This window comes from Ureibacillus sinduriensis BLB-1 = JCM 15800 (assembly GCF_000772955.1).
GTDB lineage: Bacteria > Bacillota > Bacilli > Bacillales_A > Planococcaceae > Ureibacillus > Ureibacillus sinduriensis.
Genome location: NZ_JPVO01000038.1, coordinates 44,533 through 57,557, shown reverse-complemented (window position 1 = coordinate 57,557; position 13,025 = coordinate 44,533). Strand labels below are relative to the sequence as shown.

12 protein-coding genes are annotated in these 13,025 nt (G+C 34.2%); 10 read left to right on the top strand and 2 right to left on the bottom strand.

Annotation, left to right across the window (positions count from 1 at the left end; translation table 11 throughout):
- The 5 genes from CD33_RS02880 to CD33_RS02860 form a co-directional block, all read left to right on the top strand.
- A partial coding sequence (locus CD33_RS02880) for an RHS repeat domain-containing protein (protein ID WP_140422981.1) occupies positions 1-1,512 on the top strand: 1,512 nt, incomplete at its 5' end.
- 24 nt (positions 1,513-1,536) lie between these two features.
- Positions 1,537-2,124, top strand: coding sequence for a hypothetical protein (locus CD33_RS02875; protein ID WP_036197995.1), 588 nt, complete (start codon positions 1,537-1,539; stop codon positions 2,122-2,124).
- A 694-nt stretch (positions 2,125-2,818) separates the two neighbouring features.
- The gene (locus CD33_RS02870; RefSeq protein ID WP_036197993.1) at positions 2,819-3,016 is read left to right on the top strand and encodes a hypothetical protein; all 198 of its coding nucleotides are present in this window, start codon (positions 2,819-2,821) and stop codon (positions 3,014-3,016) included.
- 569 nt (positions 3,017-3,585) lie between these two features.
- Entirely contained in the window at positions 3,586-6,609 is a 3,024-nt protein-coding gene (locus tag CD33_RS02865; RefSeq protein ID WP_036197991.1) for a DEAD/DEAH box helicase, read from the top strand.
- A 31-nt stretch (positions 6,610-6,640) separates the two neighbouring features.
- Positions 6,641-7,741 carry a phospholipase D-like domain-containing protein gene (locus CD33_RS02860; protein ID WP_036197989.1) on the top strand — a complete coding sequence of 367 codons (1,101 nt, stop codon included), beginning with the start codon at positions 6,641-6,643 and terminating at the stop codon, positions 7,739-7,741.
- Positions 7,742-8,051: 310 nt separating this feature from the next.
- Here CD33_RS02860 and CD33_RS02855 read toward each other — a convergent pair whose 3' ends face one another.
- Positions 8,052-9,509: an aldehyde dehydrogenase family protein gene (locus tag CD33_RS02855; protein ID WP_036197987.1), complete on the bottom strand. Its 1,458-nt coding sequence runs from the start codon at positions 9,507-9,509 to the stop codon at positions 8,052-8,054.
- Between the two features lie 173 nt (positions 9,510-9,682).
- Here CD33_RS02855 and CD33_RS02850 point away from each other — a divergent pair, with 173 nt between their 5' ends.
- Complete coding sequence (locus CD33_RS02850; protein ID WP_036197985.1) at positions 9,683-10,033, top strand: DUF3889 domain-containing protein; 351 nt, start codon at positions 9,683-9,685, stop codon at positions 10,031-10,033.
- Between the two features lie 66 nt (positions 10,034-10,099).
- Here the strand turns inward: CD33_RS02850 and CD33_RS02845 are convergent, their stop codons facing one another.
- Positions 10,100-10,582 carry a hypothetical protein gene (locus CD33_RS02845; protein WP_036197983.1) on the bottom strand — a complete coding sequence of 161 codons (483 nt, stop codon included), beginning with the start codon at positions 10,580-10,582 and terminating at the stop codon, positions 10,100-10,102.
- 148 nt (positions 10,583-10,730) lie between these two features.
- On the opposite strand from CD33_RS02845, the gene CD33_RS02840 reads away from it, so the two are divergent.
- The 4 genes from CD33_RS02840 (at position 10,731) to CD33_RS02825 (ending at position 13,004) form a co-directional block, all read left to right on the top strand.
- Positions 10,731-11,192: an RNA polymerase sigma factor gene (locus tag CD33_RS02840; protein ID WP_052129925.1), complete on the top strand. Its 462-nt coding sequence runs from the start codon at positions 10,731-10,733 to the stop codon at positions 11,190-11,192.
- 36 nt (positions 11,193-11,228) lie between these two features.
- Positions 11,229-11,555, top strand: coding sequence for a hypothetical protein (locus tag CD33_RS02835; protein WP_036197981.1), 327 nt, complete (start codon positions 11,229-11,231; stop codon positions 11,553-11,555).
- 152 nt (positions 11,556-11,707) lie between these two features.
- Positions 11,708-12,193: a hypothetical protein gene (locus CD33_RS02830; protein ID WP_036197979.1), complete on the top strand. Its 486-nt coding sequence runs from the start codon at positions 11,708-11,710 to the stop codon at positions 12,191-12,193.
- 31 nt (positions 12,194-12,224) lie between these two features.
- Entirely contained in the window at positions 12,225-13,004 is a 780-nt protein-coding gene (locus tag CD33_RS02825; RefSeq protein ID WP_036197977.1) for an alpha/beta fold hydrolase, read from the top strand.
- Positions 13,005-13,025: the final 21 nt, after the last annotated feature.

Genomic DNA, 13,025 nt, shown 5'->3' with positions numbered 1-13,025 from the left:
TGTATTTTTCGTTGCAATTCTCTGCACTTTTCTCTTGCAAAATACAACAGCACAAATACTATTGGATATGTAACAGATGCGAACGGTCAAACAACTGCCCTTACAATCAATGGGCAACCATTAGCAGACTTTATATGGAATAAAAATGGCTTATTAGAGAGTACTACTTTTGGAAATGGCGCAGCCATTTCCAACACATACAATGGGAATTTGCTAGAAACAGAAACTATTAAAACAAATAGTGCAGCAACTTGGCGTACTAATTCGTATGAATATGACAAGAATCAGCAGATTACACAAGTGACAAATAACGATGATACTGTAACTTATACGTATGATGCATTAAATCAGCTAGTAAAAGAGCAATACGATAATGGCTTAACCATTTCTTACACGTATGATACGGTTGGAAACCGCACATCCAAAACAACGGAGCAGAATGGTAAAACTACTACAATAAGCTATAGTTACAATGATGATAATCAAATGACAGCTGCTGGTGAGAAAACGTATAACGTAAGTGCGAATGGCAATGTGACAAATGATGGAGCTTTCCAATATATATGGAATGCCTTTGACCAATTAACAGAGGTGAAATCACAAGCGGGTTCGACAGTTGCAACTTACCGTTATGATGAAAATGGTCGTCGTGTATATAGTAAAGACAGCAGCGGAGAAACGTATTACCGTTACAACGGACTGACTAACCAAGTGCTTTTCGAGGAAAATGCAGGCGGTGAGATTACAAAAAAATACACTTATGACGATAATGGACGTCCGTTAACAATGACATATCAAGGAGCCTCTTATTATTATTTAACAAATTACCGTGGGGATGTATTGGCATTATCTGATGAAAGTGGGCAAGTCGTAGCCGAGTACGCATACGACGCATGGGGGAATATATTGAGTCAAAGTGGCTCAATGGCCGCTATCAATCCATATCGCTATGCAGGTTATCGATATGATGAAGATACAAAGCTGTACTACTTAATGGCACGTTATTATAATCCGAATACAGGTGTATTTTTATCCTTAGACCCTGTGCGTGGAGATACAATGAACCCCATTTCAATGAATGGATACAACTATGCAAATAATAATCCAGTGATGAATATAGACCCAGATGGGGAGCATCCTATACTAGTGTTTATTCAGAGTGTTATTACACCTATATTGGTTTGGTTTGCAAAAAAGTATGGTCCAAAAATATTAAGTAAAACAGTAAAACCACTATTAAAGAAAAGAATCCAACCCTTAATAAATAAGTATTTAAAAAATTATGAGGTTAAATTTTTTGATGGTGAAGTGATTTTTAAAATCATAAAAAAGGGGAAGGGTAGATTATATTCATTTGATTACGGACCGATAGCTTATAAAAAAGTCGGTAACGTAAAAAGTTTCCATTATCATATTAATTATAGCAAAATGCATTATGTTTACAGATGGAATTCTGCATATTATTTAGGTTATAAATTTAAAAATGATAATTATAAATGGGTTTGGTTCTAATAAAAAATAGGAGTTTTAAATCTAATGAAAATTGAAATTAGCGAGATTTCTCAGATGCAATATGAAGAATTTCTTCGGTTTAGGATGATTGGAAGCGTAAGTTCTGTATTTGAATTTAATTTTCCAGAGACAGATATAGACACGGAGACTATTCAAATTTGGATGCAAAATATCAGTGCATTCCCAATATATTTTTGTCTTCAAATTACAGATAGTTTTACTAGTGATTTTGAACTCACTTGTAATACAAATACTTTAAAGTTTAAATATATTGGAGAATATAATGGTTCAAAAGTTGCTATTCTCGAAATTTTAGATAGTGAATCATTTTCAGTTATTTTTCCATTTATAAACTTAATTAGCAGTATGGAAGATTTAGTTTTTTGGTCTATTAAGAAGAACTGCTTTACAGTTGATAAGATGATAGGTCAAAGAGGTGTATTTGATCTTATCCCTGTAAATGTTAATTTCGCTGGAGAAACGACTGTATTCAGTTTTACTCAATCTGGTCTTATGTTAGAGGTTTATTCCAACAGTTCTTTCTTTAATTCATATCAAGATATTGCTAACTCGTTACCAGATTTCGTAATACCAATCGAATTGAAAGAGTAGTAAAAATAAAACACTTTCAAAGGGGACGAGGATTCAACAAACATTAACACCGTATTTAATACTAACTAATAAAGCAAAGTCTAAATAGAAAGTGAAAAAATCAGGTAGAGTTGCCTGGTTTTTTTCTTTTGTAAAAAAAACTGTTTATTTCTAGGAGAAAAGTAAAATTGTAAAATTGAAGAATGAAAATATTTCAACTAATTTGCATTCTTTAATAAGTACGGTTACTTACACGTATGATACATTAAACCAGTTACTAAAAGAGCAATACGATAACGGCTTAACTTTTTCTTACACATATGATGCAGTAGGAAACCGGAAATCTAAAACGACTGAACAGAATGGTAATACGACTACTATTAACTTTAGTTACAATGCCTCAAATCAATGACAGCTGCTGGGGAGAAACCGATTGATGCAGCAGGAGCTGTAATGGGGGGGATTGGAGTTTCTAGTAGAGGCCTAAAGCATATTTCGGGTTAAACTAGCGAAAAAAAAGAAATACCTTTCAAAAAGTGAATTAAAAGTTGCTAATTATGTGATTTATGGTCAATATACCTTATTAAAAAACATAGTGAATTATTTCAATACCACATCTGGAAATAAGAGTTGGAAAGAAGTTATTTACTATAATGCCCAACGTTTTTTCTAGAATGAATCTAACTATATAAAAATAATAAAGGAATGATTAAACTTGAAAATATTAATTATTCTTATAAGTGTTATTTTAATGAGTTTTACACTTGTAAGTATAGTTTTGAGTATTTTTAATGCAGAAACAAATAAAGAGAGATTGGCAATACTATTAATGATAACTGAACCAGCAGATGCAGTTGGTTACTTATTTTATATAGGATTGTTTGGTTTAATAGCGGGATTACTTTTATTCTAATATGCTTTAAGGGATTTCGCTGATGTTGACATCAATATGTATTAAATTTTGTTACAAATTAGAGATAGTTGAATTTTTATCTTTGAATAGCAAAAAAACAGAACTATAAAAATATAATATTGAAATATAGATATTGATAAAAATCACCCACCTTTTTATATACAGGATGAGGTGATTTTTTTTGATAATATTTTAATTAATTATAGAATTGTGAAGAAAAAGGCTCCAACAGTTTATTTGCCAGTTTAATGAAATAGCTTAAGGCTTGCTGTAGTAACATTTCCTGTATTTTTAGCTTTCATAGAAGCATCATCACCATTGGACATAAACATTTATTTTTATAATTAATAAAATGATTATTCTAATTATAGATTTCAATTTTGATTATCAAAACCTTTGAGATGCTTAGGTCGCACCTAGTGTCTTTTTTTATTTGTATAAATTATTTGGAAACAAGCAATTAATATATTGAATATTCAGAATATTAATTACTTGTTTCCAAATAAACATTCACTATTACATTTATAAAATGTTAAAATATGTAATAACTTTAACGGAGGTGTACCCCAATGTATTCAAGAAAGATATCAATAATTGGTAATGGAAATAAATTAAGTTTTACCGTTGATAATAATGGTGAAAAATTTCAACTACAAGAGATTATTCACAGTTGGAGAGACTTTTATTCTGAAAAAGTTGAACGAACTAAAGATGAAAAGGGTTTGCGTTTACCGCAATTTGGAGCTTTATCAGCAATAAGAGCACATTGGGCTACTTCAGACGCACCAGCTACTATTGTTTTACCAACTGGTACAGGTAAAACTGAAACTATGTATACCACTATTATTTCAGAGCGAATTAAATCAACTTTAATTATTGTTCCTTCAAATCTTTTGCGAGAACAGATATTTGAAGGGGCAAGTAAATTTGGAATTTTAGGTAAGCTAGGAATGATTGATGATAATGTTATATCGCCAACAACTTTTTTATATAAGTCAAAAGTAAAAGAGGATAAAGAAGATGAGTTGATTAGTGCAATATTTGAGGCAAATATTATTGTATCTACGCCTAAAATGATTAATAAATTGCCGTCAACCATTCTAGAAAAATTAATTAAAAAAATTGATGTTGTAATTTTTGATGAGGCACATCATATTGTGGCTCCTGAGTGGGCCATTGTTAGGGAATATTTTAAAGAAAAGAAAATTCTTCAATTCACTGCTACACCATTTAGAAATGATGGGAAAAAGATTGATGGTAAGATAATTTTCAACTATGGATTAGGACTAGCACAAAGAGCAGGTTATTTTAAATCTATTGATTTTTATCCTATACAAGAGTTTGATGAGAACAAATCAGACGAAGAAATTGCTAAAATTGCCGTCAACCTTTTAGAAGCCGATTTAGAACAAGGATTTGAACATGTAATTTTAGCTAGAGTTCAAACAAGAAAGAGAGCTAATGAGCTATTTGATCAAATTTATTCTAAATATACAAATTATAATCCCGTAATAGTGCACGCTGGTATTCCAAAAGCTGAACGTGATCTTTCTATGAAACAGATAAAGGATGGTATAGCCAAGATTGTCGTTTGTGTAGATATGTTTGGTGAAGGGATTGATATACCGTCACTTAAGATTGCAGCAATACACGATAAATATAAATCTTTACCTATTACTCTTCAGTTTATAGGGAGATTTGCACGAACTGGCAGTAAAAATTTGGGGAATGCAAAACTTGTTACAAATGTGGCAATGGATGATTTAAAAGATTCAATAGAAGAATTATATCGACAAGATTCAGATTGGAATAGACTGCTTAATGTACATTCAGCAAATGCTATTAATGAAGAAGAAAACTTAGAGGATTTTATAGGGAATTTTGAAAAGAGTCATGTGCAAGAAGTAGATTTATCACAGATAAAAATGAAAATTAGTACACGAATGTTTAGGTATAGGAGCAAAAAGATTTACATAGATAATTGGACAAATGTGTTAGACCCAACTAGGACACAAGTATTTATTAATGAAGTAGATGATGTTTATATTTTTATTGAAGAAGTTGAAAATAAGGTAGTTTGGTCAGATCAAAAAGACATTGTGCAATATGATTACGAATTTTATGTAGTATATTTCGATAAAGAGAATGGTTTAGTTCATTTAAATGATTCTGATGTTAGTAAAGGGAATAAACTGATTGAAAAAATATTTCCAGATGCATCGGCTGTTAAAGGAGATACGATTTATCGAAGTTTAGATGGCATCAATAGATTAATGTTAGGTACATTAGGCTTGAAACAGCAGCCTAGTGGACGAATAAGCTTTAGAATGTTTGCAGGAACAGACATTAAGGCTGGAATAAGCGAAGCTACTTCATCTGGGGCTGTCAAATCTAATCTATTTGGTTATGGATTCAAGGATGGACAGAAAATTAGTATTGGCTGCTCTTATAAGGGGAAAGTATGGATGAGATGGGTAGAGAGAGTAAATTTCTGGAGGAAATGGTGTAAAAATGTTGGAGAAAAAATTTTAAACGACACAATTAGTACTAATCATATTTTAAGTAACACTTTAACTTTGGAGGAGATAAAGGAGTTTCCAGTAGGGGTTCCATATAAAATCATTTTACCAGAAACTATTGAGATAGCTAATTCTTTGAGTAAGAAGATAATATTGTCTAAGGAAAATCGGGAGTATCAATTTTTTCAAATGGAACTGAGAAAACCTGCAATCGTAAATGGAGTTCTTCAATTTGAAATTGCTTTAAATGAACGTATTTTTATTTTTGAACAACAAATACACGCCACTGGTTATAAGTTTAAACAAATTGAGGGCGATGAATTAAAGGTGGTTTCAGGTAAAAAAACAATTATGATGACGGATTATTTATATGAAAATTCTCCTGAAATATCATTTGTTCAGGAGAACGGAACTGTTGCTGTAGTACAAGAGAATTTGATGACAGTAATAACACCTAAAAGAGATATCGAATTACCAAGCGATCGATTGGAGAAGGTAGATTGGTCAATATATGGTGTTAATATTAAAGTAGAGTCACAAGGTAGAGCGAGAAAAAAAGATTCGATTCAGTATGCAACAATTCATAATCTCGTAGATTTAACAGCGGATATTGTATTTGATGACGATGGAGCTGGAGAAATAGCAGACATAGTCACTATAAAAATAAATGAAGAAGCGAAAAAAATTGAAATTCATTTTTATCATTGTAAATATTCCAGTGAAGCTCAACCTGGGGCACGTGTATCGGATTTATATGAAGTTTGTGGGCAAACGGAGAAGTCTATTATTTGGAACGACAATGCGATTGAGCTTATTCAAAGGATGATTGAAAGGGAGAAGGTTCGAGTAAAAGATTATAATGATACTAGGTTTGAAAAAGGTGGTTTAGAAACATTATTCACACTTAAAAAGATGGTTAAAGCAGGATTTGAAACAAATCTAAGTATTTCAATTGTTCAACCAGGGGTTTCCGTTTCAAAAATGTCGGATTCGATGAAACAAGTGATTTTAGCAACAGACACTTATTTAAAAGAGACATATGCAATTCCGTTAACATGTTATTTTAGTCATTAATAAATTCTGATTTTGTGAAGGGCGTGTAGTAATGTTTAACCCATTTAAAACTAAACCCTATAATATTGATTTATTCTTTGAAAAAGTAGAGAAAACGCAATATGAAAGTATCAATCAAGAAGAATTCGAAGAAATCGTAATGGAAATTAATAAAATCTTTAATGGTATTGATGATTTAATTGAACAGTTCAGCAAACGGGAATTAATCCAGCGATTAGATCATTTATCAAGAGCGATGACTCATTGCCATTTGAATAAACGGAATAAACATTATATTTTCAGCAATTTATATAAGCTAAAAGAAGGAATAAGCTCAGAGTCTCGGCGACGCCTGTATAGCGAGAATTTTATGGTGATTGAAGACGAACTAAGCATTGAGAATATCTATGTGAAATTTCGGTTTGGCATTATAAACGATCGACCATATTTATTAATGAAGCATTCTTACGGTAAAACTAGCATCATGAATTTGACTGAAAAAGTGCTAGCTACAATCGAATATGAATACTTGAAACGATATGGCTTCGATCTAATTGAACATGTTGAATATATATATTTCACTGATGTATCATTTGGCATTGGAAGTACGCCTTGTGAACAAGTATTTATTGAAAAAGGATATAAAAATCCTAAATGGGAATCATTTGATGTTCATCAATTTGAAGAGTTGTGGCAAAAATTAAACCCAGATCTAGATGTGCAGCCAATTTTTTTAGAGCCTAATAATTCTTTAAAAGCCTATAATCACGTCAAAGAGATTTTATTACAAGCGAAAAAGAAAGTTCAAATCATAGATCCATACTTCGATAAAACTATTTATCATTTAATAGGTGAGTTAAATATGGATATACAGATGCAACTTATTACAGAGAAAGTAATGGGGGATGCTGGCATTGTATATTCTAAAATGAAGAAAGAACGAGGCCGTGTTGAGATTAAGCAAAGTAAAAAAAATCATGATCGTTTTATTATAATCGATGATAATAAGGTGTTTTTACTTGGGGGATCTATTAATTCAATTGGAGACAAGGCTTCGATGATTATTCCTATTGAATTGAATAACGTAAAGCAAGAAATCATAAATCATTTTAAATTTCAATGGAACTTAGCGAAAGAAATAAACGAAGCTTAATTCTAGATACAAGGCAATTTTTATTTGTTAGATTCTTCACCAGTAGAAATTGTCTTGTATTAAAACGTAATTCAATTAATTTAAATCTAACAATAATGTTTAACAATATATAGTTCTAACTTTTTTGACGTATTAGTTCAAACATATATGTCTTTCAACATTTCAAGAACAATATCATTCAAAAGGGGAATAATTTATTAAACTAATACTTCTTCGCAAAATAGTAATTTTACGAAGATGTGAGTCAAAAGAAATAGACCTCCATCATAAGATAAAGGTCAGTTGAAATTCGAAATTTCCCTTAGCACTTCTAGAATGGATATTCGCGCGGTTTTGTTTGAACGGATATCCACTTCGTCACAGTAAATTCGTCCACAATCCAAGGATTACCGAAGCGTCCGACGCCACTATCCCGCATGCCGCCGAATGGTGCCCTTGGTTCATCGTTGACGGTTTGGTCGTTTAAATGGGTCATGCCAAATTCAATTTCAAGTGCATAATCGCGAGCCCGATCCAGATCACCAGCGAAAATAGCGGAACTTAAACCGTAAATCGTATGGTTTGCAAATTCAATTGCTTCGTCATCGGAAGATGCCTTGATGAGCGGAACGATTGGACCAAATAATTCTGTTTGCGCCAATTCACTATCATTTTTTACATTGCCAAAAATAGTGGGTGTCAGGACGTTGCCGATCAATTCTCCATCCAATAACACTTCAATCCCTTGCGCTTTCGCTTTGGATATATTTTGCAATGAGAAATCTAATTGTTTTTTGTTAATAATTGGCCCAATAATCACTTCATGGTTTCGTGGGTCCCCATATTGCAAGGATTTTACACGCTCGACAAATTTTTCGGCAAATTGATCATATAGATCTTCATGTATGATAATCCGGTTTGTAATCATGCATATTTGGCCTTGATGCAGAAATTTGCCGAACACCGCAGCCTTTACGGCTTGATCCAAATCAGCATCCGATAGGACAACAAACGGGGCATTGCCTCCGAGTTCGAGAGCTACCCGTTTAAACAAGCTTCCAGCCACGGTCCCGATGTGGCGTCCCACCTCCGTCGAGCCGGTAAAGCTGATTAGGCGAACTACTGGGTGTTCTACCATTAAGTCCCCAATAATTGAAGTTTTCGTTAAGACACTTTGGAATACACCAGCCGGAATTCCACCTTCTTCAAATGCTTTGGCAATCAATGAACCAGAGGATAAACTAACTTGCAAGTCGGCTTTGTGAACTACCGAATTCCCCAATGCCAATGCAGGGGCGATTGTTCGCATCGATAAATATAATGGAAAGTTAAACGGAGCAATAGATGAAACAACCCCTAAAGGCAAACGATGTATTTCATTCACTTTATTCGGGATAACCGATTGTTCGGTTCTCACTTCGTGCACTTTATCGATCGTCGTAAGCGCTTCTTGCAAAACACCTACAGTGCTGCCAAATTCCACATTTGCTTTGATGAAACTGCTTCCCGACTCGACAATTAGCAGCTCTATGATTTCGTCCTTATTTTGTTCAAAGAAGGTGATTGCTTTTTCAATAACACTTCTACGTAAGTCAGGCGATTTTCCCCATTCTATTTGAGCTCTCTGTGCATCCTCAAATGACTGTATTACTTGTTCTTTTGATGCCATTTTTACTGTGGCTAATAATGAATCATCATAGGGATTGGTAATATCAAAAGTTTTTCCTGAGTCCCCGTCAACCCATTGTCCATTCAAATAGCTTTTATTTAATGTTGTGAATTGGTTCATTTACATGCCTCCAAAGAAGTATCAGTATGAAATTTCGCAATTGGATGATACTTAATTAGGTTGCTCATAAATTGCTTGATTATGAATGTTTTTATTGTAAATTAATACATAGATGAAGCCCGAATATCCTCTTTCAATTAGAAAAGAATAAGCAAAAGGAGGATTGAGGTCTGTTGAAAACAAAACTTGCTGTTTCTGTGTTGTTGGTTTTAAGTACAATTGCAGTTGGGAAGATTTTGACGGTGCCTCCGGATGATGAAACAACGAGTGCGGAAGAGGTTGCCCCCGCCTACGCAAAATGGGGAAGGCTAGCCATGCAAAATGTCATGGCCAAATACCCAACCTCCGATGTCATCGACTATTTGCATATTGGCCGGGAAGTAGGGAGCGTTACTTCGGTTGAAAGGTTCAAGCTTTGGTTAAGGGCCGAGAACAACAGTGAGTTTGGTGTATTCGTCGATATTACATTCAACAATCAAACCGAAGAAGTGGTCGATATTAAGTATACGGAAACAAAACAATAAATCGACAAAAGAAAGAGGTGCGAATATCGCACCTCTTTCACGTTCCATACAGTTTCGGATTAAATTTTACTTCACTTCTATCTTAAATACATATGAGCTATCCCCACTTGTCCCCTTGTCGTCTTTCTCCCACACTGCATAGTACTCAATAACATAAACACCTTTCGTTTTGGGCGTCTTGAACCGGTTATCCTTATTTATTTCTATTTCCTCACTAATGTTGTCTTCGGTATTTGTCATATTTAACGTTTGTTGAGCCGGTTGACGTTCGGGGAGGAGGGTGATGGATTTATTTGCCGAAACCTCTATGGGCTCTTTATATTCAACAATCTCGGCAGGGGAGGATAGGCTTAAACATTCCGCCGAGTTTCCATCTCTCCAGCAGTAAGACCCTTGTTCGGTCGAGTAAGTTGTATCCGCAACCTTAAAGTGTACCGTTGGGGGGAGGAAATGATAGCTGGAGGCTTGGCTGGATGATTCCGTTTGTTGTACTGAAGAACAGCCGGCCACCATAAATAAGAGGAATAAAGAGTACAAGATTTTATTCAAATTTTATGCTCCTTCCCAGGTTTATTGTTCATTTACGTTTGAAAGGAATCGCATATGCCAAAATAGACAATTTTTTTCTTGCCATTTTTATGTTTTTTGAGTAATTTTTCCTTCATAATCATCTATAGGAGTAAGGTGGTGAAATTTGTTGTCTTTTAATTTTGAACAAGTGTATGAATTACATAGTCGTCGCATTTACCAATACATATATTTTTTGGTTGGAAAAACGGAAATAGCAGAGGATTTAACGCAAGAAACGTTTATTCGGGCATTTAAAAAACACCATACATTCAGGCATGAATCCGGCACGCTGACCTGGTTAATGAAAATTGCAAGGAATCTCACATACGACCACTATCGTCGGAAGAAAATTATCGAATTTTCACCATTTACTAAAGAGCATGATGGTACAGGTACAACATATGTACCGGAGAAATGGGTGGAGCAGCATGAGGAATCCAAAATTTTGTACAGTGCCCTACAACAATTAAAATTTGAGTACCGGGAAGCGATCGTGCTGCGGAAAATAGAAGGTTTTTCCATAAAAGAACAGCGCAAATTTTACCGTGAAATGAGTCGAAAGTTAAAAACTGTACGGAGCGCGGAATGAAGGCGCTGAAAAAAATATTGGAAGGGGGGAATCAACATGAAACTTGATGAACAATTAATAAACATGATACGACCGGTACTTTCAACTACCCAAAATGAAAAAATGAAAAGATCCATCCACTCAAAGCTAGAAAAAAATAAAAGGAAATCTAGTTGGTCCTATGGAATCGTATTAGTAAGTATGAGTTTTCTTTTGTTTTTCTTCATATTATCATCGACGACTACCATTGCTCCATCAGATAATCATAAAACTGCAACGCCCTTTGGGGAAATAGATGAACGAACTGCAATTGAAAAAGTGATTGTATTAGAAAATACAAATCCCCAAATGAATCTAAATCTAGACTCCATTTTTTTCCTTTAAAGGAATCGACAACAGAAAGTGAATCCTTCGATGAAATTGTTCGAATTTTACAGACTGCAAAACTAAAAGCAGTGCCATGGGATGAAATCATTTATAATCCATATTCCGTGATGGATTTTCATTTTCACTTTTCTAATGATGAGGAGTTGTATGTGAAATTAGATTCTGAGCAAAAGATGCTTTTAATTGATCCTCATGCAAAAATGAAATACGAGCTTACAAAGGAAGAATGGCAGACTTTTACATCATTTTCTGATGAAGTTGCAATAAGTTCGCCATGGTCTTCGTCTAAGATATTTATTTTTATTTCCGTTATCATTGTCTTCATTGGCACTGCAATAATAATAGACCGGCTGGAGAAAAAGAGACTTGCTGCATTAGCTGGTCCAGACGTCAACCAGAAGTCATATGCTTTCTTAAGGGGAATTATTAATTTCATAGGGATCATCTCCACACAGTTTTTGAGCCATAAAATGGGGACGATCCATCTGGGGATAGTTGGAATTTTCTTCTTCATAGTACTGGCAACTGAGTATGTCATCAAACTAATAAATAAGCAGCCAATACTTTGGAAGTACGAAATCACTCAATGGTCGGTCTGTATTAGTTTTCTTATTTTTCTTGTAGTATTCTTTTGATTCAATGGATGGGAGAAAAGAGGTGAACGAATTGGCTTTACGTTATAAAGAATATGGTAATAAAAACGCCCCTCTAATGCTATTTTTGCATGGGGGAGGGGTTAGTGACTGGATGTGGGATAAACAAATCGAGCACTTCACCGACTATCAGCGCATTGTTCCAATCCTTCCTGAGCATGGTTTGGATAATCATGAAGTTGATTTTTCAATTCAAGGCAGCGCAGAAGAAGTAATTCAATTAATAGAGGAAAAGGCAAATGGAAGGAAAGTAATTGTGATTGGTTTTTCCTTAGGTTCGCAAGTAATTATTCAGATGTTGAGCATGAAGCCTAATTTAATTGATTTGGCCATTATTAATAGTGCGTTAGTCAGACCAATGCCATATGCCAAACATTTTATAAAACCAGTTATAAAATGTTCAATGCCGTTGATCAAAAACAGGTTTTTTTCAAGACTGCAAGCCAAAACGTTATATTTAACTGAGGATTATTTTGAAAGGTATTATGAAGAGAGTTGCCAAGTAAATTTAGGCACACTGATTAGAGTGTTGGAAGAAAATATGTCATTTGAAATACCGAAAGGGTTCAATAATGCGACTACCAAGATTTTGGTTACGGTTGGTGAAAAGGAGAAGGCGATTATGAGAAAATCCGCAAAGGATATTGTGGCATCTAATTCAAATTGCACAGGCATCATTTTACCTAAAGTTGGACACGGAATTCAGACAGCACAGCCGGATTTCTTTAATCAACTGGTAAAGGCATGGGTAGAGAAGAATCAGCTGCCAAAGGAATGCAACTTGGTTCGCTGACTTTTGCGCAGTAAATTTATT